Source organism: Bradyrhizobium sp. CCBAU 45384, from assembly GCF_028128665.1.
Lineage (GTDB): Bacteria > Pseudomonadota > Alphaproteobacteria > Rhizobiales > Xanthobacteraceae > Bradyrhizobium > Bradyrhizobium manausense.
Map to the genome: position 1 here is coordinate 213,224 of NZ_LBIZ01000109.1, position 26,356 is coordinate 239,579.

Here is a 26,356-nt window from a genome sequence, read left to right on the forward strand (position 1 = left end):
CGGGGAGTGAGAATGATTTCAAGAATCTGGAAAAATTAGCGTGTACTTGGCGGAATTGTCCACCCTGGGTGCAAACTTTCCTGGCGTTTGGAAATAAGTGTATGATTTTATTGTGTAATTTATGTTGACGGGAGTTCCCTAGCCGTTAACTTTATCCTGCCGGGTGAAGGAGGCGAGGATGGTCTTAAAGAGGGATTACGACGCAATTGTCATCGGTGGTGGATCGCTTGGATTGTGGGGGGGGCATTTCCTGAGCACGGCCGGGATCCGAGTTCTGGTATTGGAGCGCGAACAGGGCGTAGGACGGCTCTCGACCAACCAGAACGCGAGGCTTTATTCAGCGCTCTTCTATTCGAATGCCGAGGTGGCAAGCCTTACGAGAGCAAGTCTGCCGTTTCTGGATTGCGCAAGCAGCCGCTTCTTTCGTGAACCGCTGACCCGGCCGATTCAGGTCTTCTATTGCGTCGCCAAGGAAAACCGCGACGAAGAGATCAGGCGACTGTTCATGAAGGCTGAAGCGAGCGGGTCGCGTGATTGGAGGGACGTTACCGGGACTGATCTTGCGGCAATGCTGCCTTACGTGTCCTGCAATCGCCGCGCGGCAGGAATTCTGGAGAACGGCAGAAGGCTGAACGTGTTCGCGATCACCTCTGCCCTGAGGGCCTCCATCGAGAACCCCGGCGGCTATGTTCTCGACCGCACCGATCTTCTAGACGTCGAAAGGACCGCGGCAGGGAGCTGGAAGCTTATCACCACCAACGGAACGTTCACCGCTCCTGTTGTTGTCAATGCAGCTGGTGCGAAATGTGATGTGGTGAATCGCTGGTTCGGTATCACCGAAATCGGCATCCAGTGTTTTAAGCGTCACCGGTTAATCGCTCATATCCGTCAGCCCGACCGGCTGCCGCCGCTCAACCAGTTTGTGTTTCTTCAATCGTTCTACTTTGCGACCGAGGACGATGGCCAACTGATGATGAGTGCTGAAGATGAAACCCTGAGCCACCCGACGGACACCGTTCCGGATCCGGCCGAGATGTCAAAAATCCGGCGGCTGGCCCAGGAATGCCTTGGCGTGTCATTTGTCGAAGAGGAACAATGGGCGACAGCCGGTCACCGGCCCTTTGTCGCTGACCGCGTGCCGGTTATCGGGCCGGATCCTGAGGAGCCCAGTTTTTTTCACCTTTCGGCGCCCGGTGGGTACGGCATGCAGGCGGGGCCCGCTATGGGGCTGTCGCTTGCTTCCCAAGTGCTCAGGCGCAATGTCCCAAGCCAGCTAGAGCAGTACGGCGTGACCTGGGAAGCTATGCTCCCCGCCCGCCTACGAAAGCCAAGCGCTCAAACTGTCGGCTGACTGAAAACTAAAAGGGATACGGCGAAATCGCCGTATCCCTTTTTCTTCATGTGCAATGGCCTGCATCGGCCCTGAAGAGGTGAGCGAGCATTCGGCAGCACCGAATGTCGCTTCCGTAGCGCTCAGTTCGCTGGCGCGCCTGCTTCCGCTCGAGGTAATCGGCGACGGCATCTAGCGCATCAGCCTTCAAATGCTCAACGATGACGTGGGCACTCCGATCGGGAAACTCGAACGATGTTCGAAAGATGCCGCTCTTAGGCACTCTCGCACTCCATAGTTGAAAGGATTGAGGTAGATAGGCCTGACGTCAATGGCGACATCGTGGTCCGTTGATCAGAATAGGCAAGAAATTTTATTTCAGTCAATTCGATTAAATTGGAATTAAATTTCAGGCAAGAAGATCTCTCAACTGGCGACAGAGTCGGGGCCACGGATTTGCAAGACGGAATGGCCGATTTGTTGCCAATACGTGGCTTCGGTCGTCTACCCAAACCTACCACATGCGGTGGGATTAGCGAGAGACTCAGGCCTGCATGTGGCCGGTGGCGGGGTTGTAGCGGTTCTCGCCGTAGTCGGCGGGGACGAGCAGGTTTCGCTGCCGGTGCCGCCGACCCGCACGGTGCCTGAGGTGTAGATGCTGTGCCGCTGATGGTGCCGGAGACTTCGAGTGTCGCGTTTCAGCGCGCGCGCAAACGCACGGTCGTGCGCAGCTTCTCCAAGCGGGCTATGGACTGCTGCTCCCGTTCGACCTGCCTGCGGATCTCCGCCGCCAGGGCGAGATAGTCATCGGAGCCGAATTCGGTGCCGGGGCTTCCTGCGGCTTTGAGCGGATCGCCCAGCGAACTTTCGAGCCTCCTAAGCCGCTCTTTGCTGTCCAGCAAGGTCGCGTTCAACCTGTCCAATGAAGTCACGCGTCATTTCTCCGTGGATAGTGGCCTCCAGCTTGATGAGGAGGAAGCGGCGCATACGCTCAAGCTCGAAGCGTGCGGCATCGGTCGTCGCCGCCTCCTGGCGCGCGACCAGCGGACCTCGACGCCGGCGATGGTCAGATGTTGGACCCCTTTTGCGCCTCTGAAAATTTCGTAGCTGAGCGGACGCCACTGCCGATCTAGTACAAGGTGGCTCGCACCTCGTTCAGCTGCATCACCGCCAAACCTCAGTAGAGTGCGTGCTGTTCGTGGTCTTCGCGGGCTATTTCTTGATATACGGCAATTCTCTTAATACCCAACCGTCTTTCACAGGCTTAGCTCGATTGCGCGCATTGCAATCTTGGCTCCTCACCAAGTCAAATGCCACATTGACCATATGGTGCAGATACGGCTGTGGCTGCTTCAGGCCACCGCGCTGGCGGTGCGTTTTCTGCTCTCGGCAGTCGTTCGCATTTCGAAGATTCTCTATACGATTCACCGATGGCCCGGTTTTAATCCCGGTGGCACACTAGGCTCCGCACGCTTCGCCAGCCGATGGGGAGCCGTTCTGGTCGGGGGCGCGCCGAGGATCTGGACCCATTGTCGGCCGGGTAGGCCGTTCTTTTTTGCGCTTCAACACGGATGGTATGATCGCCGTGTTCGCACCGATGGGCGCGGGCAAGGGAGTGGGCGTCGTCATCCCAAACCTCCTCGACTATGCGGCTCCATTGTCTGTACCGACATCAAAAGTGAAAGTAGCGCGATTACACGTCGGCAGCGCGCAAAGCTCGGCAAAGTTCGAAACCTAGATACCACAAACCCGCAGCATTCGGATCACCTCAATCCCCTCGACATGATCTTTACGTGATGCGGCTCGAACCAGAACAGCGCCAAGTCCGTACCCTCTCCACGCTCCCCCGAAATCTTTCAACGAGCTTCTGCAGACGATCTGCACCTCGGGTAGGGTACGTGCATGCCTACTGTACGCCTTTGTTGGTCTTCCAAGACATGAGCCAGCTCCGCGCAATCTACTGCCGCGCAGGGTCGTTTCTCGCGAACGCGACCTGCAAGGTGTTCTTCAATGTTAGCGACCTTGAGGCCGCGAGGTTCGTTTCTGAGATCGTCGGTCAAACCACGTCATTATCCTGCAACGAAGGCGTCTCGCAAGCGAACGTTGATCTTCTTCGCCAACAGCACTCGACGGGGCAATACGAAACGGGGCGCTGGCTCCTTGACCCATCGGAAGTGATGCGGCTGCCCGGCAGGTACGCGATCGTGATCTACCGCAGCGGCATCCTCCGCCACCCGGTGCTCGCCACGAAGGTCAACTATCGTTCGTGGCGCAATTGGCACTGGCGCGGCAAGTTTGACGGCTGGCCGGCCTAGTAATGTTCACTGGCGGCTTAGCAATTCATCCAGGAACGAGAGCGCGGCTACATTTGGTGTACGTGACATTGATTGGCCAATCCGCTTGCCAGTGTTCGGACCTGGCGCGAACGCAAACGTCATCTTATTGATTTTGACGCCAGGTAGTCCTGTAACAGCGCTGGTATTCTCGAAACTTGTAAGCATCCAGCCGTCAGCGTCGTTAGGATTCCCTGTGACCACGAACTTCATTGTTTGGCCGAAGGCGCCGCCTGACGCCGCCGGCGAGGAAAGTGTCGGCCCCGTTGCCCGCGCGCCGTTATCAACTGCAGAACCAAAACCAAGGGTCGCCGCCAAATTGCTCGGACAGTCGTAAAGGTTCGTGCCACTCTTCCATTCCAAATAGATGTCTCGCATCGATTTATTGAGAGGCTGCGTAAAGTTGCGGGTGTGGGGCAGGCTGATGTTGTCTGTTCGACTGATGGCTAGATCTCCAGTATCGACGACTTCAAGTGACAAATGTATCGCCACGCCGTAATCCCCATTGAGCAAAAACGCTCGGTGCCATGACATAGGAGCATTCGGTGCATCGTCCCGCACCAAGTCTCTTAGTTCGCAAAAAATGCGAGCGGTGAGTATCCTCACTGGTAGCGGTTTTGCATTGGCAGATGGAAGCACTAGGGTCTTCTGCTCGGCCTGTCCTGACCTCATGGGAATAGTCGACGAGATCGCGTAAGCTGCAAGTGCTAAAAAGGCGAGACCGAGTACGCAAACAACAACCGACGTGATCAAGAAGCGTCGCGCACGTGCGCGAATTTGCTCTATCGCAACCTGAAACTGCTTCTCTCTTGTCAGGATTTCTGTCTTAACGTCAAAAAACTCTAACTCAGCTTTGACGAGCTCGGTTCGAGCCGTTGGGTCCGCGGTTTCGATCAGGCGGGCTCTCGCGTTCGACGTCCGGACGATCGTGTAGAAAGCCGCAGCAGCGATGAAGGCAACCAAGCTAAGCGCCGAGGTTACATATTGAATTCCCTGCCACATCAAAAATCCCCGGCGGACCGCAATCGGCTAAAGAATTTAAAATCATCGATAGTCGCCCGCGCTTCGTCTTTGCAATGAGAGCGCAGGACGCTTGGTTGACTAGTCTACTGATTACTACCATCTTGATTGGGTTTCGGGTAGTGGCGCTGATTGCGGCAAGTCGGACCGGGTTGCAAGAGTCGCTGGGGGGCGGGATAGTCGCGGTATAGAAATCGACGCGTCGGGTACCTGCCTAATAAGGCATTCAGGGGCGTCCCCGGCCGCCCGTGCGCAAATGCTCGCGCCTACCTAAGAACCGATTGGCCCATACGGAGCGCCGGACCAACTGGGCTTCGCGAAGGCCAAGCAGCGCGAGGAAGAGGAGATCAAGCTCGTTGAGCCAAAAGGCAATCTCGGCCAGCCGATGGCGTGCATGCGCCTTCCGGGCCGCCTCTCCGCGCTCGCTATGGTCACGCAATCGTTCATCTTCGCGGGCGAGCCTGGCGTAGTAGAGCTGCCGCTCGCGCAATCTTGAGGCCTGGCGTTCAGCCTTCGCGGCTGCTTTAGCGTAAGCATGTGCGTTGTGGGCTAGCCGGCCCATGGTCCATTGCGCGCGGCTGCCTTGATCGAACTCTGGATAGCGAAGCTCGTGTTCGCTTGTGGCTTTCATCCCTTCGCGATTCCGCTTCGGTCCGTCTTCCGGACCTTGCTCTCCGGCCGCAGCCCGACAGCGTTGCTGACTTTCGGCCCGACATGGACCTCGGGGGCACGCCGCAGTGTGGCTGGCAGCTTACGATCGCCTTTGTGCAATGCCTCGGCGCGTTGTTTGGCAAGCGATCGATGATCGACGCGCGCAGTGTAACCCGCGCGTCCAAGCGCCTTGTTCTGGTGCTCGGCCCAAGCCCGACGCCAGCCGGCAAGCATTTGATCGCTATTCCAGCCCCGCGTCTTGACGCGACGTAGGCGGCAGTCCAGTCGGGAGACAAAAAAGTTTCCTGTGCCGGTATTGACGGCAAGCGGTTGATGTCAGGCTAAAGAGAAAATGGCCGGGGTACTATTCCCTGTTGGAAATTTGGTAGGACGAACGATCAACCCTACTTCTTCCGCACAGTTGCTTTCCGTCTCAACCGGTCGTCATTGTAAGCTTTCACGTATTCCTTCGGAATGAAGATGTTGTCCTGAGCCCATTGCCAGAGCTGGTCTGAATCTATCGCCTGTTGCGCATCCCCGGAATCGAGAGGTTCGAGGATTCTCCGCACCAGCACTGGGTTTGCTGAAGAGGCGCCATATCTTAACGGTGGGTGCGGATAGTCAGCCGGGGCAAATGGTATATTCCAGTTCAAAGCGACCTCTCTCAGGAGCGGCCCCCGCCCACCGCCCGCTATTTGTTCAAACGTCGACTGAAGGTCGGAGGACGAAGGATGGTCCCGCTCCATGCGCTGCCTTTTTGACTCATCCGGAACGCCATGGCGGGGTTTCCCGAGAAAATGAACCTCAAGCGGCTGGCATAGTCGTCGAATGGCGAAGACGAGAAGGTCGAACTTGAGTAAATCCTCGCTGCGGCAAACATAACCGGTTAGCTGGTAGCGGTTGTGCTCGTTGCCCATGTCGTACAGCCGGGACACGAATTGCTCGATGGGCTCTTCACGCCAGTAGGGTTCGGGCAGAACGTCCGGCCGGACCAGTGTGGACGGTATGAGTTCAGGAGCGAGCGGACGGACCGCATCGAGCAGCTCAACGATATTATGGCGAAACAACCTACGTTTGCCGCCGTCAGGGAAATCTTTGCCGGAGCGACCATTCATCAGCAATGCAGCCTTGAGATACTTCTCAAGACCATGCACGGCGTTCCAGAAGAAATCGACGTTGAGCTCGTTGGCAAAGCAAAACCGCGCTGTTACGTAGTTCTCATCGGCGGTCTTGATAAACAGCTCCTGCGCAATGCTGTGCTTACCGGCATGGAGGCGTTCGAATTCTTCTGCCACGAAAACATCTCTCCCAAGAAATTCCCCTCAGAGAGGCTCACAAACGAGAACCGGTAAGCTTGTATACCCCGCTGCTACCGAGCCGTAAAACCGATGAAAGCCGTTGTGGACCGTAAAGAGGTACGGACCTGACGGAGAGCGATAGACCTCGATCGGAGGCAGCGCACATTCAAGAGATTGAAAAGCAAAGAGGACCGGCACCATTTTTGTATTTCTTTAGCATGGGGATGTCCGGCCGTCGTCGCGGCGGCTCAACATCGGCAATAGGCACCGCGTCAATGTCTTTCTCGGCACTTAGCCGATAGGGGTAGTAGCCACCTGGACTCGGTCGGAAGCCTTCCATGTTTGCGAAGCGCCACCAATCGTCAGGTATCTCGAACGTGCCGGCACCCACAGGAAAATCGAAGCGCATAGGTTTCCCTCAGCCTTTTGACTTAGGCGGGTCGGCACTCCGCGGGAAAGTGCGCTCTTCCTGGTACCCTCCAGAAATCTTCTCGATCTTAACTGAGCCACCCTCTTTGCCGAGCGCGCGCGACAGCGCTCCGCCAGCCGTAGCGTCTGCCTTGGTATCGAACGATTTGACGAGATCGCGTGTTTTATCTTGCCGAAGTTCCCAGCGATCCCGGCTATCGTTATGCGAGAGAGTATATTTTCGAAGTTTTCTCATCTGTATCTCCTAGGGTTGATTTATTATGGACCTCCGGCCCATTCCACGTCGCCGCGCTTTATCCAGAAGTGGGATCGGCAGCCGGCAGGTTGGTTGATGGAAGGAGCGACCGTCGGCCGTTGAAGCCAGTCAACGACAACTGACCACGAAGGCCGTCGATCCTTCTGTAGAGACAGGGCGATCTTCTGACCGCACCCACATGGGCATTTGAAACACGCCCATTTTGTGAACCCACCTGACTGAACCACCACAAGGTCGTTGTCAGCCAGTTCGGATGCTGAGGGATGTTGTTCGGCAAAACGTGCCTGATAGCGCGGCCTCTTGACTAGGCCGAGCCAGACGAGCAGCAGCAAAATAGTCCGGAGAAGTGCGTTCATCCGACTAAATCGAGGAAGGGTTTACTGTCCGCCATGCCCCAGTAAAACTTGCTGGCGCATATTGGGCATGAGCTGCGGGGGGAAGCAGAGGTCGCTCGATCCTCGCAAAATAGGAAGCGTCGCCGATGTTCGCTTCCCATTTCGCGTTTGCGATAGCCAACAATGCGATTGATAAGTTCATTGACGGCCATGCAAGCCACTTCAGTCGTGAACGTGACGACGGCCGGGTTAGGATTGCCTTCGCCGCGCACGTAGGCCTCTCGCTTCTGACGGTCATATTCCGTTGGGTTGCGCCGCCGCAGATCTTCCTCGCGAGCAAGATCGGTGTCAACAGCATCCCGACAGAGCAGGCAGGTCTCGGGGAGAAGAATAGTCGTCACGCGAGCCGAGATCTCTGCCATGCCCTTCGCAGGCGGCTTTGCTACCGCCATTGCCAGTCCCATATCGATGACTGGAATGAAATAGAAGTAGGCCAACCGATTGAGGAAAATGCGGCCTGAGTTGTCGTCGGTGCAGCAGAAGATGACATCGCACGATTTGAGGGCGTCTCGAACGTGAGGAGCGTTGGCCCAACCCTTCAAAGGCACCACTCGAACACCGAGACCCATCCGAGCGATTTCGCGAGCGGCCACGTCAGCTTTGCCGTTCCTGACGTCGGCGTCGCTCTGGGTCGCGCCGTGAAGGCGATTCAAATTGGTCGGTTCGACGATGTCGTCATCCACGATAACGATCTGACCGACGCCAGCCCGGGCGGCGAGCATTGCCGTCGCACTGCCGGTGCCGCCACCGCCAATAATGCCGACCCTCAAGGCTTTGAGCTGAGACATAAGAGAGTCACCGAAGGCGAGCACCTGCCGTGCGAACACCTCTGAGACCGGTGACAAGCCACCAGGGAGATGAACCCTGAACCTTTCACCAAATACAGCTACGGATTTGCAGTCGGCTTTGTGCTCGGGAAATTGCCAAACGCGTGCCCGAATGCCACCGTCGTCATAGAATAGGATGCTGACGAGCTTGGTTCCTGGCCCGTTGCGGTTGCACGCAGTCCTGAGCAATTCCGCCTCGTTGAGGTCGTCTTGTTCGGAGAAGTCGCGAGGCCCGTGGGGATGGCAGTGCACAATGCCAAGGACTAGATCCTCGCGTTGGCAGCGTTGCAGAAGTGCAACGAAGCCCCTTGTGTCCCAAGTGACATGCTGCGCGCTGGACGACACTCTGTGCTCGGCAGGGATAGGGACGACTTCGCGCGCCACGAACTTGGTCCGCGAGCGTCGATCCCAAGGATCGCTCGCGATCTTGCACTCACGCATCAACACGTAAGCGGCGCCTTCGACATCTTTGGTCGCGAAGACCAGGTCCCGCAGTTCGGCCTCTTGCTGTTCAAGGAGAACGACATTGAAGTTGCTCATGCGGCGGCCTCCAATGCCGTGTCGATGCGGCGTAGCATGGTCCAGATGCCATCGACTCCGGGCCTCCATTGGTCGTTGTGACGTGACCAACGCTGCCAACGGCGTCCGTGGAAGTCGTGGGCTTGATCCGCCGCCCGTGGATACTGCGCAGACCTGGAAAGCTTGATCCAAGGCATAGCGAAGAACATGTCGGGGCGGACGTCGGGATATCCTGGTGGCAACAGCACCAAAATATCGGCCTTTGACTGATCAAAGCGCCCGGCAGGCAGGACGTAATCTGGAAAGATTACACCCTTCTCGTTGCCATCGACTTCCTCGAACGCGATGCCGCGCTCCGTCAAATAGGCACGATCACGGATGGGAAGCACTGCCATCATTACCCTCTGTGGTGTGTTTCATGACGGTGTAGAACCGCTCGACCCCCTTCTCGGCGAGGTCAGCGGGATGGCCGCTCAGCACTTCCTTGTCCGGCGAATTCTTGAACTCTTGCCAAACTGAGAACTGACTGGGGTCCTGGCCGGCCAGCGCCAGCAACGCTTCACGAGTAATGGTCGGCTCGGGCCACTCCTGCTCCTTGCCGTCGATCTCGAAGCGGTAGTCACGGTCGCTCCGCGCCACGATGAAACGTTCGACACCCGGCTTTCGCAGATCGGCGGTCTCGTCCAGACCCAAGCGCTCGAGCGAACCACTGGCGGGCCACTGGAGCACCGCATATTCGTCGGCTGGCTGGGCGCCCGTTGCGTCAATGATTTGACGACCGGTGGGCTCCGGGTCCGTCAAGCTCAGGGGGCGAAACTGGAGGTCGGTTCCGGCCACCAGAATCTGAAAGCTGCCCGGGCGAGGGTGCAGCTGGCTGGTAACTTCTTGATTGTGCAACATGTTCGTATCCTTTGTCGGTTTGACTGGCATACTTTACAATAAGAATGTTTCACTTGTCAAATATGCGAAATTACTTTACAAAAAATGGCAACCGGAAAATCGGAGAAACTAGCGTGCCCCTCGACCCTAAACACCTGATTGAACTCACAGATGCAGCTCTCGCGGCGGACTACACGCGCGTGCGGCGGGTCGCGGGAAACCTCGCGCGTGAGCTTGCGAAGGCTGGTGACGAAGGGGCTGCAAAAGAGCTGAGGGCGCTGATTCGTAAGCGCGGCGTGCCGCTGCGTGCGTCTGGATACGTTGAGACATTGCCGGTCGATTCGAAATCGCGGCTGCCGCTGGTTGAAGAGCAGCCGTGGCCAGCCAATCCACTTTTCCTGAACGAAGAGGGAAATCGTGTTTTCCGCGATTTCCTAACAGACACTCAGCACATCGATGAACTTAATGCCAAAGGGCTCGCGTCCCGACTCAATCTGCTGCTGTCGGGGCCGCCCGGTACCGGCAAATCCTTACTTGCCGGTCATATCGCGGCAAGTCTCGGCCGCCCGTTCTATGTGGTTCGCCTCGATTCGGTAATCACTTCTCTGCTTGGCGATACCGGGAAGAACATCAGAAGCGTGTTCGACTTCGTGCCGTCAAAGAACGCGGTGCTGTTCCTGGATGAGATGGACGCCATCGCAAAGCTTAGGGACGACAAGAACGAACTTGGCGAGCTGAAACGCGTGGTCAACACGGTCATTCAAGGTCTGGATTCCCTTGATCCGCATGCCGTTGTCATCGCAGCGACCAATCACGCTCACTTGCTTGATCCGGCCATCTGGCGCCGCTTTCCATACAAGATTGAGTTTGGGCCACCAGAAGTCGAGGTTCGCGCTGATCTTTGGAAGCATTTCCTCTTTGAGGATCAGGACGGCGAGCAAATTGCCGATCCTCTCTCGGTTCTTTCGGAGGGCTTGTCCGGAGCGGACATCGAGACCATCTCACTTACCGCGCGACGACATGCATTGCTTGACAGGCGTGATCTCGACTTCGGTGCTGTCGCCCTAGCAATTCTCAACTTCAGGGCGGGTGGCTCCTCAATGCCGCAGCGTACGCCGCTTGGTCCTGAGCAAAAGAAACATCTCGCGTTGGGGTTGAAAGAAAAGGTTTCTGCAGCCAATATTGCGCGTTTGCTTGGTGTTACGCGCCAGGCCATCTATCAATACTTTAAGCAGGAGGATTAGCCTGTGGCGGACAAAGCGCCTCCCTTACTGAATCCGGTTTTAAGTCTACAGATGGACCCGAAGCCGGAAGCTCCAACTGCACGCGGAAAGAGCCAACGGAGCGTGGTATTTGCGCGGCTTCCGGCGCAACAACGCATCCTTGCCGCTTCTGCTCGGAGCCTCTTCAGTTCGCGAAGCGTCCTGCCATCTTTTGCTGGGACGGCTCATTTGGTCGTGCGTATGTTTTCGGAGGATTCACTCGCTCCAACGCACACACCCGATGATCTCTTTAGTCCGGTTAATGGTTGTCGGCTCGTGGCCCCGTACCGCGGCGGGTATTTGATCGAAGCTGATATCAATCACCTCGACAACTTAGCTCGCGCGATCGAACATCCCGTAAACTATCCAGTTCAGGCCGATATCTCCCGGGTTGAAAGTTTGTCGTCTTTCACTCCAGCCGATCGCACGCGGGGCAGGTCGCTTGATGATCTTTGGCAGGCCGCACCCGAGGAGGATGGAGGGCGGTTGTTTGTGGTTTGGCTCGCGCCGTTTCGTACGCGACAAAGCCGCGAGGTTCTGCTGGAAAAGGTAGAGCTGCTCTCTCGGCAGCAAGTCTTGCTGCCGGCTTTCCCTAGCGTCCGCTTGCTTCCTGGGCCAGACGGGGCTGCGGCGACGGAGCCGCCCCGAGATCTAGCTTCTCAGCGACAGTCGGGAATCGCGCGGGCGATGCGAAACTACCGGAACACGGGGGTGGGCCGTGGTACCGTTCGCATTGCGAGCCGCGACGCTCTCGGTGCATTGCTCGCTTCGGGAACTTCTTACAGGATTGACCCTGTACGCACAGTTCGGGTTGCCGCCCCAGGCGAGGGAGCACACCCCGCCATTCCGGTCAATCTTGATGATGCGCCCATCGTAGGAGTTGTGGACGGTGGACTCCATGCGGCCAGTTATGCGAGCGCGGAAGCGTGGCGCACGCGAAAGCTGGTGACTGATGCGCAAGCCGATCGAAAACACGGGAGCGCCATCAGCTCTCTCGTGGTCCAAGGACACGCTTGGAATACAAACAGAAATCTGCCTGACCTCAATTGCCGGATCGGCACAGTCCAGGCCGTTCCGGCGCGCAACAGTAACGCCAGGGTGGACGAACAGGATCTTATCGACCATCTCGCCGACGCGATGAGGGCGCACCCGGAAACCAAAGTCTGGAATATTTCGGCAAACCAAGTCAGCGATGATCCTGAGACCGTCAGTCTCCTTGGTCATGAGTTGACGGGCCTAAGCCGCCACTTCGGTGTTTTGCCTGTTGTCTCTGTCGGCAATGTTTCTGCGACCGGGGGCGCGAGGCCAGAACCGCCGGCAGACTGTGAAGCCGCCATCGTTGTTGGTGGCCGTCAGGCTAACGCGGGCGGCAATCCTGCGGATCCTTGCCCTCGCTGCCTTGGCGGGCCTGGGCCGGATGGAATGCTTCGGCCGGATGTTTCTTGGTTTTCCGAGCTTCGGATGCTTGGTGGCGTTACAGATATCGGCAGCAGCTATCCGACGGCGCTGGTCTCATCCCTCGCAGCGCACACGTTTGCCAATCTCCGCAACCCGACGCCTGATCTGGTGAAGGCGCTCTTGGTGAGCGCGAGCGAGCTCGACGAGCATCATCCGCAACTAGGGTGGGGCACTCCGTATCAGGGCACCATGCCCTGGTCCTGTGCGCCCGGAACAGTTGCGCTGACGTGGACTGCACAGCTCCAGCCGGGAGTTGCGTACTATTGGTCGGGTATCCCGATTCCGCCGGAAATGGTGCACAACGGCAAATTTCGGGGACGCGCCACTCTCACGGCTGTGCTCAAGCCGGTTGTGTCTCCGTTTGCGGACGCAAATTATTTCGCGACACGCCTTGTAACTTCTCTCCAGTATCCTGTGAAGCCGGACGACTGGAAATCGCTACTGGGAACGATGCTGGAATCGACTATACCGGAGGGTGATGCGCGAGAGAACTTGAAGAAGTGGCAGCCCATACGGAGACATTGCCGAGATTTCTCAAAAGGCGCGGGCTTGGCCTTCTCCGGTAATCAACTCCGGCTTTATGCGCGTATCTACGCGCGGGACCTGTATCAATTCGGGTGGCAGACCAACAGTGATGTCGGCGCGCAAGAGGTCGCCTTCGTTCTCACGTTGCGCGGACCAAACGATGAGCCGTCTATCTACAACTCGACCGCTCAAGCGTTAGGCAACTTCGTAGAAAGCGCTGTCATCAATCAAGAGATCGAGATCAAGAACGAAAATTGAGGCGTGATGGCACTTTGGGCCCTAGATTTCGTTGGTTCGCGGCCGACACAGGCTGGGCGTGCTAAACCGCGGCTTCTGCTACAATGTGCTAAGGGTCTCAGGCTCCGTCAATCCCTGATCAAGACCGTTTGTGAACAGCACATCCGCGACTCTGACATTAACCGGCGCAATCAGCGTATCCCAAGGATAATATCAGGATATGTCGGGCCACCTCAGCAGGTGATTGGGAATCGATCGAGGGTCATCAATCGAGGGTCATCAATTTTCAAGTAAGTGCGAGATCGGGCACATCGGCGGAGATCTTGCCTGAAGTAGGCGAGGCAGCCCAAAAAAAGCTAGCGTCCGCCGATAACCTCAACGAGTTGCCGAAATTCTTCCGGGCAAATTCGGCGACGAAGGCGAAGTGGTTAAACGCAAACTCAATCTACTACCGCCTAGCCCGTTGGAGCATCAACGTTCGCCGATGGTTCTTTGTTCCACGATAGGTCACACTTTGGATCGAGAAACAAGTAATCGCAAGTCAGTTCTTCACCAGGTTGTACGTCACGCGCCGTTAGAATACGGCAATGATCGTCTTGATATGTGTTTGGCTGACTGCTGTGGTTCATGAAGCGGGCGTTGTCAGCATTATACTCCATAACGCCATCGCTAGCCCTGTAATCTCTTGGATAGGCATGCTTATCGAGTAGAGCTTGAAATGTTGGAGCTAGAGCTTCGTACTGCTCAGGCGTCACCGCGATGTCAACGATAGGATTATGAATCCAAATCAACGAATCTTTAGGCAAAAGAGTGGCTGAGAATAGTCCAATGCCGCCAAACCGGTCTGGTTTCAAAATAGTGTCAACGATCAACATTGGAGAAAATCTCCCAGTCACGATCACCGCAAGCTACGTGACCTGAGTCCCGAATTCTCCTGCATAAATTGATAGGTCGTCTAGTCGCGCCTCCATCACATTTGGATTTTCTCGATTCGTTGCCGGCTGCAGCCTCCGTCGTACCGGCATGGTGGTGGCGGCGGTGAGTTCATATCGCGTGATCGTGACCTTTTAACCCTATCAGCGCGGCGACACGCGAGGCGTTTCGCGGACCTGCAAGCCGCCGACAACGCCTTCACCAAGGCCTTCAAGAGCCGCTTTCCAGCCGAATGCCTCAATGTCCCACTTGTCCTTGTGTCCCTTGCGGATGCCCCGGACAAAAGTGGAGACATGGGCAGACAATAATGCGAAGAGCGGCCCGGTGGGCAGTCAGGCGCCGGCTCTGCTGCATAGCCCCGACTGCGCAACCAGCCCCCCAACGTGATCACGGCGGCAAGCTCGAGTTTTGGCGGGCTAAAGTTCGGTCTCGCTGCAAATTCCGAGAAATGACGCCGCTGAATGAAACTTCAGTGGCAGGCCAGGTGCAGGATAGTTGCGCGCGCATATCGACCGTATCGGTGATCTGAGAGCGATCTACCGCTGGGCGTGCGCAGAACTCCTGGTGATTGCGTGCTACTTCCGTTGCCACGCCGCCAGATCTTCACTGAGCATTTCGCCGCAAGGGATATTGACGCCATCGACGCGAGGGGCGGCGTATCGAACCACAAAATAGGTCTACGCGCTCCGTCCGTTCCTCTGAGAGCTTCTGGTCAAGCCGTGATCGCGCCGCGGTTAAAGAGAGACGACAGTCGTGTCGGGAAACACGCCCCGCGCTCTATTCCTGAGCACGGACACTGAAACACGCAACAATGTACACCGCACGGCCAGCGCACTATTGGTCGCAGTGCGGCAGGGGGATGCAAACGCCGTGTGAAATTGATCGCCCTGCCCGAGCCGAGCCGGCCCGATGGCCTGGTCGCCGTGCGGTACGCCGGCTTGGTGCTGACTACGGCCAGGAAGGCTTGCATGATCAGCCAAGGTAGAAGATTGTCGCGGCAATCGTCAATTGAGGCCGGTGGCAAGTCCGAAATGCCTCGTAGTTTGCGTCGGCGAGCCTTGCTGCTTTAGGACTTGTCTAGGCATCAACGTACGCGCGAGATGTGCTGCCGTTCACACATGATGGCCGCGATATGGCTTAGATGGGGCCGCAGCCTCGGAGTCGGAGTTCCTGGCGCTGACATTCAGCAGCGAAAGCTGGTCGCGGGACAGACACAGCTCTGGTGCTCGGCAATCATGTTGTCGTGGCGCTTGTCTTTGCAGCTAGTTCGCAATTTTGAGTGGTCCTCAAACACGGCCGCGTACTCATTAAGCGACTGGCCGCCTGATGTCCGCTCACCCGCATAGCGGCGGAAAGGCGGACGTCTCCCGAGATTACTGAAGAGCCAAAACCAGCCGTACTCGCTTGGGCGGCTTCCGCTAGAAGCAGCACGCAGCTTGGGTATCTGGGCCCCTATCAATCTGCTATCGTCGCGTGCATGATGGCTAAATTGACCTTTGCCCGCATCGGCTGCAGTACCCCATACATGCACGAGCGCCAGAGCCACTCGACAGGACCGAACCGATAGCGGCGCAGCCACCACGCACTGAACACCACCTGCGCGACATACACGAAAATGCCGATCGCCAGTGTCGCGGCCACGCCAAGGCGGCCAAATTGGCCTAGACCATAGCCGTAGAAGATCCAGCCGCAAATTACAGATTGCGCCAGATAGTTGGTGAACGCCATGCGGCCAAGCGGCGCGGCCCAACCCAGCATCCTCCGCCCGCCCGAGAGATTCACAGCCGCGACGACTGCGGCCGCATAACCCAGGGCCAACACGACCACCCCCAACTGTTCTACCGAAAAATGCGCGCGCCCGAGCGACGGCCAATCGAAGAGCTCCTGTCCTGCTGCCGCGAGACTCAATCCGCCGCCGAGAAGAATGCCAAAGGTTGCGACGACGAACAGCAAGGACCGGTTCGCCGAAGCCCGACGCAAGACCCCGCTGCGCCACGCGAAGGCGCCGACCAGAAAAAGCGCGACAGTGGACGGCAAGCCCATGACTTGCAGCGGAAAAATCACCGTTACCTCACGGATCCGGAACGCGAGCACATCGAAAAATCCGCCCGTGCCGTAGGCACGCGTCGCGTCCGCGACAAGAGCGGCCATTTCGGCCGCATGCGGCTGCAGCACGATCGGCGGTAGCGACGGCATGGCCACGTAGAGCCCCAGGAGCAGCAGGGCTGCACCCGCTATCAGCCACCGTGCGCCGCCGAGGAAGGGCAGCACCACGAAGCCCGCCAGCGCATAGTGGACGAGAATGTCGCCGCTCCAGATCAAATAGAGATGCACCAGGCCAATCCCCAGCAACATCACCAGCCTGCGCACGAGCAAGATCATGCGCCGTGGATTGCCGGCAAGCCGCTCGAATTGGATGGCGAGGCCGACGCCGAACAGCAGCGACAACAGCGTAATCGCCTTACATTCGACGGCGATCGTCAGCACAGCCGCCACCGCCCGGTCGAGCGGCCCCGCCGGCTCCGCGTTCGGCAAGAACGGCGCGAAGATGGAGACCCGAAATATGGTCACGATGTTCATGGCGAGCACGCCGAACAGGGCCAAGCCCCGCATCACGTCAATCGCGTCGAGCCGCGCCGACCGGCTCATCGGCTTTGGAGGCGAGTTACTCGCCGGTGCGGTGCGCGAGCCGATGCTTCCGCCGGTCATTGCAGGACTCCCCCATTTTCCGATGCAGAGATTTAGATGCCGCCTCGTGCAGCCTCAAACTACCTGAATTGGGGGGGCTGAATCGAACGTGACAATATGGTTCAGCGCCAATACGCGAGGAAATAAACATAAACTTGGATTGGCGAAATTTCTCCAATGGCTCAACGTGATCTCCCGGTATTGCCGCGAGTGTTATTTCGATACCGTTCGATAACAGACGAGAGTATCCTATCTCTATCGAGCTCGGAATCTGGTCGAGCGCTTCGTCACCAAGCTCAAGCATTGTCGGCGCGTGGCAACGCGCTACGACAAACTCGCCGCCAACTTCCTTGCGTTCGTCCAACTTGCATCAATGAGGCTGTGGCTGCGCGTAAATGCTAAGGACACCACCGAGCCGCCGAGTTCCGCGAGTTTCTTGACGAGATCAAGGCCGCCGTACCGGGCGAACTCGACGCCCATCCAGTCATCGATAACTATGCGACCCACAAGACGCCGCCGATCCGGAAATGGCTGGCCAAAAGGCCGCGTTGGCATGTGCACCTGACCCCGACCAGCGCGTCATGGCTCAACCAGGTCGAGCGCTTTTTCGCGCTTCTTACCGAGAAGAAGGCGCGGCGCTATCGCAGCTTAGCCGCCCTCAGGGCGGACATCACCTCGTTCATCGAACGACACGATGCCGATCCGAAACCATTCCGATGGCGCTGACGACATCCTTGCTTCATCGAGCGCTTCTGCCGATACAATGCCCCGGTAGAACACGACGGGATGTTGCGAACTTCTGGTTCAGGACAATCGCGTGGATTGTCCCTCGGCATCTACCCTCTCGGGTGATGAATGAGCCGAACATCATTGGGGCCTCCCGGCCCCAAGAGGGCGGTGTAACGCTCGCCGCGAATGTCGTACTCTTTTTCCGGCTGCGCCTCGTTCGGCAACAGGCCCCAGTGGCCGAGCTTCGAGCGCATCGTGTCCGTGGCGGGTTGGGTGCCGTGCGAAAAATTCTCGGGAACGGCGAATGATGCAGCATAAATCTCGCGGGGCGCGGGGGACGTCCTTTCAGCCCGGGAGGACGCCGGAGCGGCTTGCTCCATCGACCGTCCAAGCAACGCTGGTGAGGCTCGATTCGCTGGCTGCGTGCTGGGCTGCGGCACGTTTTCCGGTCGAGATAGGAGAGGAATGGCAGCGCCTGACGGATTGAGTGGGGTGCTTCGCCTGAGCGCCGCAGCGGGCACGAACAGCGCCGTGTAGCGGTCATTATGAACGATAAAACTGTTGGGTCGGCTGTCCTGGCTCGGCGGGGCGTTGCTACGGTCAAGCGCACCGGACGCGTGCTGGTCGCCCTGCCGGAAACTGAAGGGACGAACGACGGATTCCAGATCCGACGCTTGGTGATGGCCTTCGGTGGGCTCGAGAGACGACGATGGGCCGGCGTTTCCCACCATCGCCCACAGCAGATCCTGATCGAAGTCTTCCGCAGCAAGGACGACCGGGCCGCTGGCCTGAAACGGTGCGCCGACTTCTTCCATCAGCTCGCGAACGACTGAACTGCCGGGCTCGCTCACCTGGCCCCCAATGGCATCCCCTTCCGTATGGCTTAGTGTTCTTTGCCTCTTCGCAGGGCTCACCTCCCCGGCGTAATCCTCACCCATCAGGACCTCGCGGCTTGAAACGGGAGCGCTCCAGGTCAGCTCGTACGGAGCCGGCTGGTAGGCGCCGCTCCAGTTGAACTGACGAGCCGCTTGTTCGAGATGTTCGTGGTGATCGCGCACGCTGGGGTTGAGAGACGATGCTAGGATGGCTTCGCCAATCAAGGGATCCTGATCATGACCTTCCGCAGGTAGCTCCTTGGGCCAAGTCGAAGCTTCCCCCGGCGCGCTGTGCTGGGCAGCGGTGTCCCCGAGGTGTCCAGTTATTGCGTCTTCGGGATAAGGACCGGCGGTCCCCTGGTGCCCAAGTACCCAAGCCTCGACAGGTCTACGATCTTCCTCAGGCAGATGAGGATAGTTGCGATCTAACGAAGCAGAGATCTCTGGAACGCTTGGGGCATCAAGCTGCGGCACTTCATCCAAGTACGGCCCAAACTCCGCTTGCTGCTGTTGCGGTTGTGACAGCGCGGCGTTGTCACGGTCGAATGGGTTGCTGCTGCCAAGTGGGTCCATGTCCACCCCCGGGGGTTTGAGTCGGTCGCAATATCGAGCTGATAATGTCGCTCTCTCTCGCTCTATTAGGGCCAGCTGTCGACAAGCTGACGCGCTTAGAACTTACCGGATTGTGATCTCAGACTAGTCATTTCGCCGCTCTTAACCCCCTCGACCAGTGACCTAGCCGAGCAGGCGGCATGGCTTTGCGTGTTCGGGACGAGCTCAATGGCGTTGGCACTCTGACGTCGCGTCGATCTCAGCACCTGATTGGGTCTCTTCAGTCAACCCAACATTTTCGGCGCCCCCTGGATCAGCTTGCATCAACAATCTCAGGGTTTGCGGCGACAACAGTTCCCTGGCTCGCGCGCGTGTGCCGCACCGCAGCGGGGATGCTCTCGATCAGATTGTAGTTCTCGACTGGCTCTGGTGCTTCGGCAGGAAAGTCATGGAAAGCCTATCGGTCCTAGATCGGCGATCCTTGCCCGGTAAAGCCAGGTCACGCGCATATTGGTGCCATTCTCGACGAAAATATCGAATGCATGGTCCGCGACTGCGCGGCTGGGCGCGATTCAGATCCTGCATGGCCTTCTTCTTGCCGCTCCGAACGAGCTCGGGATCCCTTTGAGCACGCTGACTGTCTTGTGTGCTGCAGGCGCTCGTATTCGCCGGATTGGTCGTCCATGCCCGAAATCACCGAACGCGAAAGGTTCGGCGCATCCTTTCCAGCAGGCCCGACAGGGCATCCTGGAATCGCCTCTCGACATACCGCGTGGCTAAGGAGCGGGCAGGAGCGATCGAGGCTTCTGGTCCGCCGCGCTCGGACTGGCAAATCACCTAAGCCTGAAGCGGATCCAACCGGCGAGCCGCTCGCACGTCGGCCCTCACTTTGGGCTAGCAGCCTTGATCGCGCCGAAGTCAGTTGCGAGGTTGCGCGGCGGGCCATAGCCGTGCCGCACGGCCGGCGTGACCATCCGCGGCTTCAGCTCGCTCGCCCGCGTCTGCCAAACGCGGCAGTTCCGTCTCGACAACCCCGCGAACAGATCACGCGCTCTGTTGCGGAGAATCTGTACCCTTGCATGATCAACCACCGACGGTTGAGAAGGGCATGATGTTGATCCTCTCCTGCGGGCCGTATCGCGAAGGTCTCGCAGGGTTCGCTATCCGCCTTGCGATGCTGCCTCTCCGAGTGCGTCATCACCGAGTGTGCTGCATAGCCCCCGCTTTCTTCGTATTCACCCGGCCCCGTTCAAGCCCCCTTTGTGCAGAGCCCGACGGCAAATTGCAATCGCGTCGATCTGAGATCGCAAAGAGGTGATTGTCTGACCCAAGCTCGACAGCCCTGGCATGTCGATTGCTGGGAGGCGCCTGCTGCATCACGCTACTGGACCAGACGCGAAGCCGAGTCAGATCTACCGTTCAAACCAATTCTCTAGCTCAGGAGTGGCGCTGTTAACTGTCGCTCCGCCAACGGGGCCGGGTCATGCCGATCGACGTATCCGAACTCTTCGCCTCCATTCGCATCAACAAGAAGGAAGCGCAGGAGCGGCAGACCACGGCGCTATGCGAATGGCCTGATTGCCTGAACAAGGCTACCCATCCCGCGCCAAAGGGTCGCGGCAATGCGCGCGAATATTGGCACTTCTGCATCGACCATGTTCGCGAATACAATCGGTCCTACAATTTCTTCTCGGGGATGGACGCGGAAGCGGTCGCGCGCTTCCAGAAGGACGAGCTGATCGGCCATCGTCCAACCTGGAAGATGGGCGAGAACATCAGCGCTCGTAAAATGAGCGGCAGCGCGGCCGATTCCAAGGACGCCTGCGATGCTTTTGGCATGCTCGCGGAGCTGAGCGGACGCGCCAGTGCCCGCCCTCGCTCGGAGGCCAAGCCTGAGGAGCGCAAGATTTTTAATGCCAAGCGGAAAGCGTTGCAGGTGATGGGCCTGAATGTCGATGCGACGCTCAGAGATGTCAAGGCAAAGTACAAGGCGATGGTCAAACAGCACCATCCCGATGCCAATGGCGGCGATCGCTCTCAGCAGGACCGCCTGGTCGAGATCATCAAGGCCTACCATTACCTGAAGACCGTGGTGCGCGAGAGCTAGCCCGGACACGACTTGAACGGCTTCACCCCACCCGCCGCTGCGTAGACCTTGATCGTGTGGAGGCTGCATCCGAGCTGGCGTGTAATCCGCTTCAAACCCCCACCTTGCGCCCGTAGGCAACATCTTCGCCAAGTCACCCGGAGTCTTTATCAACTGCCTTCCCCGGATCAAACCACGACGAGCCTTCCGTGATTCTTTCCTCTTTCGCTCTCTTCTCGGCTTTCCGAGCAGGGGGCAAGTCCTCGTGATGTAATGCGGCAATTCGGAAAGGCGCGCCACAGCGAAACTCCGAAAGCGCCGGTCCTCTCAAAGACCCCGCTAGACTAAACTGCTGCTCCGCTGCTCAATTCATGGATGGGAAGGCTCGTAGTGGATTTGGCTCGCGCCTTAGGACCACACTCACAGGCAGCGCCCATCCGCGTTCCGCGCCAACGCAGGTGAGGCTTCCGGCCTTGATCTTGATCCATATCAATTCGATGTCGGGCCTGAGACGTTGTCGCATGTTTGACGTATGCCACATCCGCTCAAACACCTCAGACGAGGTCGTTTTCCTCTGAGTGCCTCTCTTAACGGGCCATTTTGTCGATCGGAAAGTGGTGCGAGAATTGCTGTGCCCATCCTGATGGTTCTTGGAAAGCCCTGAGGATCGCATACATGCTGTCATCCTCATCAAGCAGCTATGTGCAGATGTCCGCGAGTCGCGGCCCAACATGCACAAGCGCTGCCCCGGTCCCTGACCTGAGGTGTGCCAAGCTGCGCGGAGAGTTCTGTGCCGAGCTCGCTTCCTTAGGTTGGCGATCGGGATTCTGGTGTGTTCTTGTGACAAGTGCTGACCTTGTCCGCCGCAAGTTGCGTCATTTGCCAGCCATTCTTTCGAGAGTCTGGATGCGCTCGCGTCAATTTGGCCTCTTGGATAGTAACGCGGCCGGTCAGCTAACGAACAAAACAGCATCGCCTTGGCTCAACCTTCGGGCGCACGTCGGTTTGCTTCAGCTATTTACTCTGCGCGAGCTAGGACCTGGTCAAACATTTCGGGCCCGGCGCTTTCCTTCGCGCGCGAGCGTTCAGCTGAAACAAGCGGACTCCAACTGTGTAAGCAAAATGGAAATAGAAATGGATGACCAATCGCACGGCAAAATGCCAATCTCTTTAAGGGGCCGGGAAAGCCGCGGTCCCGACCTATTCAGCTTCGTCGAATGCGCCATACAGACAAAGTCAATCAAAGCGCTGTTCGATCTTCTTGTGAATTGCTCGAGCAATGAAGGCTTCGATAAAGTCGCGTACGGAGCACTCACCCGCTCGAATGAGCGTCGTCTGCCGGAGTATCTGCCGCCCCCGCCAACTATAAACTTCCCGTCAGATTGGTGCCAACGCTATGCTGAGCAGGAGTATCGAGCGATCGACCCGGTGGTCCGGCGGACAGCAATGCTGCCAAGCCCCTTTCTTTGGGATGAGCTAACCAGTCGATATGAACTGCAGCCCCGTGAGCTGCGCGTCTTGCACGAGGCCAGAGAAGCAGGTCTTAAGCATGGCATAAGCGTGCCACTATTTGGATCGCAAGGCCGATTGGCTTTCGTATCGTTTGCATCTCCCTTCGATGATGCCGATCCACGGGATCGCATGGCTCATCTGACGACATTGGCGTCGGCGTTTCACAACGCTGTCGCGCAGATTACACCGCCGCTTGATGAAGAGTCCAAGACAGACATTCCGCTAACAGAGCGAGAAACAGAGTGCCTATACTGGGTCGGGGAGGGGAAGTCAGCCTGGGTAATCGGGCAACTTGTTGAGGTCAGCCAGAATACCGTCAATTTTCACATGAAGAACGTCATCAGAAAGCTAGGGGCGGCGAACCGGACAAATGCTGTCGCTATAGCAACCCGACGCCGCATCATTTAATTCCATGCGCGTTTAAAAAAGCGAAAGGCCCTGTTCCCGGGCGGGCTCTGCTGTTCCCATTCATCTACCGCGGAGCGGGACATCCGATCTCGACTGGGTTCAACGATGCACCGCAACGGAAGCGGCTCAGACCAGATAACTAGGCGGGCAAGCGCATCAGGCGCGCGTATGCGATGTCTCTCAGCAGTGCCTGGTGTTAGCCTTGGGGCGTCGCGTTGCATGCAAGTCTCGTCGCCAGAACCAGTCCGCCTCTCAGAGGTTGGATTTCCACCTACGGACGATGCACGGCTCCGGCGCTAAATTGCATGTTTCGCGGGATCGTGAGCACGGATTTCAGGGGATCGTGAGCAGAGATTTCAGACGATCGTGAGCACGGATTTCGCGGGATCGTGAGCAACTTTTCAACGGCTCAGTCCGCTTCGGCCGACAACTCAACCGGCTTAGGAACTGCCTCGTCAGTGAACGAGGAAGGCCGATGCCCACCCAGAGATTGTCGATGCGCCGGATCAAAGAGGTTCTCCGCTTAAAACATGTTCAAGGCTTGCCGGAGCGAGCCATCGCGCGCACCCTGGGCATCAGCAACGGTGCCGCGCACAGCTATCTGCGCCGAGCCGGGGCCGCCGGGCTGAACTGGCCATTGCCGGCCGGAATGACCGACGAGGACCTGGAGCTGTTGCTTTTCCCTGCGCCGAGGCCTGCGTCGCAGAGCCCCCAGCGGCCCATTCCCGACTGGGGCTATGTCGACAAGGAGCTGCGCCGTCGCAACGTGACCCGCCGGCTGCTGTGGGACGAGTATCGCGGCACCCATCCTGATGGATTCGGCTACACCTGGTTCTGCACGACCTACGAGGCCTGGAAGGGGCGAGCCCGGCCTTCGATGCGGCAGACCCATCTGGGTGGCGAGAAGGTTTTCGTGGATTTCGCCGGCGACACTATCGACGTCATCGATCCCTCAAGTGGGGAGGTGCAGTCGATGAAGCTGTTCGTCGCGGCAATGGGCGCCTCCGACTATACGTACGCCGAGGCCTGCCCAAGCGAGGGGCTCGCCGACTGGATCCGAGTCCACATCAACCTTTTCGCCTTCCTCGGCGGCGCGCCAACATTCGTGGTGTGCGACAATCTCAAGGCCGCTGTCACCAATCCGGACCGCCACGATCCCGGCCTCAACCGAACCTATGCCGAGATGGCGAGCCATTACGGCACGGCCATTCTCGCAGCCCGGCCGCGGCGCCCAAAGGATAAGGCAAAGGTCGAAGTTGCGGTGCAAGTCGCTCAGAGATGGATTCTGGCGCGGCTGCGCAACCAGCGCTTCTTTTCGTTGGCGGAGCTGAACGCAGCCATCAAAATACTCGTCGTCGAACTCAATGCGCGACAGATGCGCGACTTTGGCGCCAGCCGCGCCGAACTATTTGCCGAGCTCGACAAGCCCAAGCTCACAAAGCTGCCGGACCAGGCTTACGCGTTCGCGCGCTGGAAGCGATGCCGGGTCGGCCCCGACTATCATATCGAGATCGACGGACACTGGTATTCCGCGCCGTATCGGCTCATCCGTGAGCTCGTCGATGCGCGCATCGACGATAGAACGGTCGAGATCTTCCACAACGGCCGCAGGATCGCCAGCCACGCCCGCGCGCCCAACCGGCGGGGCCACACCACCATCACCGACCACATGCCCAGCGCCCATCGGCGCTACGGCCAATGGACGCCCGCCAGAGTGATCGCCGCCGGCGAGCGGATCGGTCCGTCGACCGCCGCCTTCTTCCAGGCCGTGATCGCGGCCCGGCCGCATCCCGAGCAAGGCTTTCGCACCTGCCTCGGCATTCTGTCGCTGGCTAAAAGCTACAGCGCCGAGCGCGTCGACGCGGCCTGCCGGCGCGGCATTCTGATCAAGGCGCGATCCGTCGCCTCGATCCGCTCCATCCTCCAGAACGGCCTGGATCGCACCTTTCGGTCGAGCCCTCCGAACACCAACCCCTGCGCCACGGCAACATCCGCGGCCGGGATTATTTCCACTGAAGCCAAGGAGACCTGTATGCTCAACCATCCCACCCACGAACGCCTGATCGAGCTCGGCTTGAGCGGCATGGCCAAGGCCTTCGAGGAGCAGCGACGATCGCCTGATCTCGAAGCCTTGCCGTTCGAAGATCGTATCGGCCTGCTAGTCGACCGGGAAGCCGCGGAACGCGACACCAGGCGGCTGACCACACGCCTCAAGCTGGCCGCGCTCCGCCAGAATGCCTGCGTGGAGGACGTCGATTTGCGCACGCCGCGGGGTATCGACCGGGCCGTCTTCGCGAAGCTCGTCAGCGGCGACTGGATCGATCGCCACGAGAATTTGCTCGTAACCGGAGCGACCGGATTGGGCAAAAGTTGGCTAGCCTGTGCCCTCGGTCACAAGGCCTGCCGCGACAATCGCTCGGTTCTCTATCATCGCGTCCCAAGATTGTTCGAGGCATTGGCGCTCGCGCGGGGCGATGGACGTTATGCCCGCTTGCTCAAAACCATCGGCCGCGCCCAGCTTCTGATTTTGGACGATTGGGGACTGTCGGTGCTCACCGTCGCCGAGCGGCGCGATCTACTGGAAGTCCTCGAGGACCGCCATGGCCGCGCCTCCACCATCGTAACCAGCCAACTCCCTGTGGACACATGGCACGAAGTTATCGGAGACCCAACCTACGCCGACGCCGTCCTAGACCGCCTCGTCCATAACGCTCACCGCCTCCAGCTTGCCGGCGAAAGCATGCGAAAACGCAACGCCAAATCCATCACCCTTGACGAGCAGCCAGAACGCTGACTCTATCACCGCCTCGGCCGAAGCGGGCTGCTCACGATCGTCTGAATTCAGCGCTCATAATCGCGCGAAATCGATGCTCACCATCAGTGAAATATGCAGCTAAATCGCATGCTTTGTCATATCAAGCACGCGATCCTCGCAAGATTGATGCGAAATTCCCTGCGTCTCAGATCGAGGATGTCAATTTGATTGGCGAGAATCGCGATGCAATAGGTTCTTGCGAGCAAGTGTTGTTAACAGGCTGCTCAACGCGATGGACGGGTTGAAGGATCCTAATCTCTATTTCCTAGTCTCGCGCACAATGGGACTTGACGAGGGAATTCCGACAAGTTTGCTGCCGTCCAATTGTCCGCTGCCCTC

At 58.3% G+C, this 26,356-nt stretch carries 22 protein-coding genes and 4 pseudogenes; 11 read left to right on the forward strand and 15 right to left on the reverse strand.

What is annotated here, in order from left to right; all coding sequences use genetic code 11:
* Window positions 1–178: 178 nt before the first annotated feature.
* A complete protein-coding gene (locus XH80_RS20550) occupies window positions 179–1,351 on the forward strand; it encodes an NAD(P)/FAD-dependent oxidoreductase (RefSeq protein ID WP_271600141.1) in 1,173 nt (390 codons plus the stop codon).
* Window positions 1,352–2,028: 677 nt separating this feature from the next.
* Here the strand turns inward: XH80_RS20550 and XH80_RS20555 are convergent.
* Entirely contained in the window at window positions 2,029–2,262 is a 234-nt protein-coding gene (locus XH80_RS20555) for a hypothetical protein (RefSeq protein WP_271600142.1), read from the reverse strand.
* 623 nt (window positions 2,263–2,885) lie between these two features.
* On the opposite strand from XH80_RS20555, the pseudogene XH80_RS44060 reads away from it, so the two are divergent.
* Both XH80_RS44060 and XH80_RS20565 read left to right on the forward strand, forming a co-directional pair.
* Window positions 2,886–3,127, forward strand: a pseudogene (locus tag XH80_RS44060) (type IV secretory system conjugative DNA transfer family protein).
* Window positions 3,127–3,645, forward strand: a complete 519-nt coding sequence (locus XH80_RS20565) for a type IV secretory system conjugative DNA transfer family protein (protein WP_271600175.1) — start codon at window positions 3,127–3,129, stop codon at window positions 3,643–3,645. Before XH80_RS44060 ends, XH80_RS20565 begins: the two are co-directional and overlap by 1 nt.
* Before the next feature lie 6 nt (window positions 3,646–3,651).
* On the opposite strand, the gene XH80_RS20570 is transcribed toward XH80_RS20565, so the two are convergent.
* The 10 genes from XH80_RS20570 to XH80_RS20605 all read right to left on the reverse strand — a co-directional run bounded on the left by XH80_RS20570 (window position 3,652) and on the right by XH80_RS20605 (window position 9,958).
* Window positions 3,652–4,665, reverse strand: coding sequence for a hypothetical protein (locus XH80_RS20570; RefSeq protein WP_271600143.1), 1,014 nt, complete (start codon window positions 4,663–4,665; stop codon window positions 3,652–3,654).
* Window positions 4,666–4,909: 244 nt separating this feature from the next.
* The gene (locus tag XH80_RS20575) at window positions 4,910–5,314 is read right to left on the reverse strand and encodes a hypothetical protein (protein ID WP_271600144.1); all 405 of its coding nucleotides are present in this window, start codon (window positions 5,312–5,314) and stop codon (window positions 4,910–4,912) included.
* Window positions 5,311–5,619, reverse strand: coding sequence for a MobA/MobL family protein (locus XH80_RS44065; RefSeq protein ID WP_442869166.1), 309 nt, complete (start codon window positions 5,617–5,619; stop codon window positions 5,311–5,313). The genes XH80_RS20575 and XH80_RS44065 overlap by 4 nt, the downstream gene beginning before the upstream one ends.
* Window positions 5,620–5,738: 119 nt before the next feature.
* On the reverse strand, window positions 5,739–6,629 hold the full coding sequence (locus XH80_RS20580; protein WP_271600145.1) for a hypothetical protein: 891 nt from the start codon (window positions 6,627–6,629) through the stop codon (window positions 5,739–5,741).
* A 169-nt stretch (window positions 6,630–6,798) separates the two neighbouring features.
* Window positions 6,799–7,041: a hypothetical protein gene (locus XH80_RS20585; protein ID WP_271600146.1), complete on the reverse strand. Its 243-nt coding sequence runs from the start codon at window positions 7,039–7,041 to the stop codon at window positions 6,799–6,801.
* 9 nt (window positions 7,042–7,050) lie between these two features.
* Window positions 7,051–7,296 carry a DUF2188 domain-containing protein gene (locus XH80_RS20590; RefSeq protein WP_271600147.1) on the reverse strand — a complete coding sequence of 82 codons (246 nt, stop codon included), beginning with the start codon at window positions 7,294–7,296 and terminating at the stop codon, window positions 7,051–7,053.
* Between the two features lie 23 nt (window positions 7,297–7,319).
* A complete protein-coding gene (locus XH80_RS44070; RefSeq protein WP_442869162.1) occupies window positions 7,320–7,673 on the reverse strand; it encodes a DUF6527 family protein in 354 nt (117 codons plus the stop codon).
* A complete protein-coding gene (locus XH80_RS20595) occupies window positions 7,670–9,079 on the reverse strand; it encodes a ThiF family adenylyltransferase (RefSeq protein WP_271600148.1) in 1,410 nt (469 codons plus the stop codon). The genes XH80_RS44070 and XH80_RS20595 overlap by 4 nt, the downstream gene beginning before the upstream one ends.
* A complete protein-coding gene (locus XH80_RS20600; protein WP_271600149.1) occupies window positions 9,076–9,453 on the reverse strand; it encodes an E2/UBC family protein in 378 nt (125 codons plus the stop codon). Before XH80_RS20600 ends, XH80_RS20595 begins: the two co-directional genes overlap by 4 nt.
* On the reverse strand, window positions 9,431–9,958 hold the full coding sequence (locus tag XH80_RS20605; protein ID WP_271600150.1) for a multiubiquitin domain-containing protein: 528 nt from the start codon (window positions 9,956–9,958) through the stop codon (window positions 9,431–9,433). Before XH80_RS20605 ends, XH80_RS20600 begins: the two co-directional genes overlap by 23 nt.
* Before the next feature lie 113 nt (window positions 9,959–10,071).
* On the opposite strand from XH80_RS20605, the gene XH80_RS20610 reads away from it, so the two are divergent.
* Both XH80_RS20610 and XH80_RS20615 read left to right on the forward strand, forming a co-directional pair.
* The gene (locus XH80_RS20610; protein WP_271600151.1) at window positions 10,072–11,181 is read left to right on the forward strand and encodes an ATP-binding protein; all 1,110 of its coding nucleotides are present in this window, start codon (window positions 10,072–10,074) and stop codon (window positions 11,179–11,181) included.
* A gap of 318 nt (window positions 11,182–11,499) precedes the next feature.
* Window positions 11,500–13,440, forward strand: a complete 1,941-nt coding sequence (locus tag XH80_RS20615; RefSeq protein WP_271600152.1) for a S8 family peptidase — start codon at window positions 11,500–11,502, stop codon at window positions 13,438–13,440.
* Between the two features lie 434 nt (window positions 13,441–13,874).
* Here XH80_RS20615 and XH80_RS20620 read toward each other — a convergent pair whose 3' ends face one another.
* On the reverse strand, window positions 13,875–14,294 hold the full coding sequence (locus XH80_RS20620; RefSeq protein WP_271600153.1) for an SET domain-containing protein: 420 nt from the start codon (window positions 14,292–14,294) through the stop codon (window positions 13,875–13,877).
* A gap of 1,513 nt (window positions 14,295–15,807) precedes the next feature.
* The gene (locus XH80_RS20625; protein ID WP_271600154.1) at window positions 15,808–17,061 is read right to left on the reverse strand and encodes a DUF418 domain-containing protein; all 1,254 of its coding nucleotides are present in this window, start codon (window positions 17,059–17,061) and stop codon (window positions 15,808–15,810) included.
* 232 nt (window positions 17,062–17,293) lie between these two features.
* Between XH80_RS20625 and XH80_RS20630 the strand changes: the two are divergent.
* A pseudogene (locus tag XH80_RS20630) lies at window positions 17,294–17,431 on the forward strand (IS5/IS1182 family transposase); the annotation flags it as partial.
* Here the strand turns inward: XH80_RS20630 and XH80_RS20635 are convergent.
* The gene (locus tag XH80_RS20635; RefSeq protein ID WP_271600155.1) at window positions 17,365–17,520 is read right to left on the reverse strand and encodes a hypothetical protein; all 156 of its coding nucleotides are present in this window, start codon (window positions 17,518–17,520) and stop codon (window positions 17,365–17,367) included. The pseudogene XH80_RS20630 and the gene XH80_RS20635 sit on opposite strands and share 67 nt — an antisense overlap.
* On the opposite strand from XH80_RS20635, the pseudogene XH80_RS20640 reads away from it, so the two are divergent.
* Window positions 17,449–17,760: pseudogene (locus XH80_RS20640) on the forward strand (transposase); the annotation flags it as partial. The gene XH80_RS20635 and the pseudogene XH80_RS20640 overlap by 72 nt on opposite strands.
* 116 nt (window positions 17,761–17,876) lie before the next feature.
* On the opposite strand, the gene XH80_RS20645 reads toward XH80_RS20640, so the two are convergent.
* Window positions 17,877–19,217 carry a hypothetical protein gene (locus tag XH80_RS20645; RefSeq protein ID WP_271600156.1) on the reverse strand — a complete coding sequence of 447 codons (1,341 nt, stop codon included), beginning with the start codon at window positions 19,215–19,217 and terminating at the stop codon, window positions 17,877–17,879.
* Window positions 19,218–20,679: 1,462 nt separating this feature from the next.
* Here XH80_RS20645 and XH80_RS20650 point away from each other — a divergent pair.
* The 4 genes and pseudogenes from XH80_RS20650 (at window position 20,680) to istB (ending at window position 25,996) form a co-directional block, all read left to right on the forward strand.
* A complete protein-coding gene (locus tag XH80_RS20650; protein WP_271600157.1) occupies window positions 20,680–21,303 on the forward strand; it encodes a J domain-containing protein in 624 nt (207 codons plus the stop codon).
* A gap of 1,113 nt (window positions 21,304–22,416) precedes the next feature.
* Entirely contained in the window at window positions 22,417–23,202 is a 786-nt protein-coding gene (locus XH80_RS20655; protein ID WP_271600158.1) for a LuxR family transcriptional regulator, read from the forward strand.
* A 475-nt stretch (window positions 23,203–23,677) separates the two neighbouring features.
* A pseudogene (gene istA / locus XH80_RS20660) lies at window positions 23,678–25,218 on the forward strand (IS21 family transposase).
* A gap of 16 nt (window positions 25,219–25,234) precedes the next feature.
* On the forward strand, window positions 25,235–25,996 hold the full coding sequence (gene istB, locus XH80_RS20665) for an IS21-like element helper ATPase IstB (RefSeq protein ID WP_271600159.1): 762 nt from the start codon (window positions 25,235–25,237) through the stop codon (window positions 25,994–25,996).
* Window positions 25,997–26,356: the final 360 nt, after the last annotated feature.

Coding starts and splice junctions, on each gene's coding strand:
- XH80_RS20550 (WP_271600141.1), top strand. CDS start 179: ATGGTCTTAAAGAGGGATTACGACGCAATTGTCATCGGTGGTGGATCG.
- XH80_RS20565 (WP_271600175.1), top strand. CDS start 3,127: ATGCGGCTCGAACCAGAACAGCGCCAAGTCCGTACCCTCTCCACGCTC.
- XH80_RS20570 (WP_271600143.1), bottom strand. CDS start 4,665: ATGTGGCAGGGAATTCAATATGTAACCTCGGCGCTTAGCTTGGTTGCC.
- XH80_RS20575 (WP_271600144.1), bottom strand. CDS start 5,314: ATGAAAGCCACAAGCGAACACGAGCTTCGCTATCCAGAGTTCGATCAA.
- XH80_RS20585 (WP_271600146.1), bottom strand. CDS start 7,041: ATGCGCTTCGATTTTCCTGTGGGTGCCGGCACGTTCGAGATACCTGAC.
- XH80_RS20590 (WP_271600147.1), bottom strand. CDS start 7,296: ATGAGAAAACTTCGAAAATATACTCTCTCGCATAACGATAGCCGGGAT.
- XH80_RS44070 (WP_442869162.1), bottom strand. CDS start 7,673: ATGAACGCACTTCTCCGGACTATTTTGCTGCTGCTCGTCTGGCTCGGC.
- XH80_RS20595 (WP_271600148.1), bottom strand. CDS start 9,079: ATGAGCAACTTCAATGTCGTTCTCCTTGAACAGCAAGAGGCCGAACTG.
- XH80_RS20600 (WP_271600149.1), bottom strand. CDS start 9,453: ATGGCAGTGCTTCCCATCCGTGATCGTGCCTATTTGACGGAGCGCGGC.
- XH80_RS20605 (WP_271600150.1), bottom strand. CDS start 9,958: ATGTTGCACAATCAAGAAGTTACCAGCCAGCTGCACCCTCGCCCGGGC.
- XH80_RS20620 (WP_271600153.1), bottom strand. CDS start 14,294: ATGTTGATCGTTGACACTATTTTGAAACCAGACCGGTTTGGCGGCATT.
- XH80_RS20625 (WP_271600154.1), bottom strand. CDS start 17,061: ATGACCGGCGGAAGCATCGGCTCGCGCACCGCACCGGCGAGTAACTCG.
- XH80_RS20635 (WP_271600155.1), bottom strand. CDS start 17,520: ATGGGCGTCGAGTTCGCCCGGTACGGCGGCCTTGATCTCGTCAAGAAA.
- XH80_RS20645 (WP_271600156.1), bottom strand. CDS start 19,217: ATGGACCCACTTGGCAGCAGCAACCCATTCGACCGTGACAACGCCGCG.
- XH80_RS20650 (WP_271600157.1), top strand. CDS start 20,680: ATGCCGATCGACGTATCCGAACTCTTCGCCTCCATTCGCATCAACAAG.
- XH80_RS20655 (WP_271600158.1), top strand. CDS start 22,417: ATGGATGACCAATCGCACGGCAAAATGCCAATCTCTTTAAGGGGCCGG.
- istB (WP_271600159.1), top strand. CDS start 25,235: ATGCTCAACCATCCCACCCACGAACGCCTGATCGAGCTCGGCTTGAGC.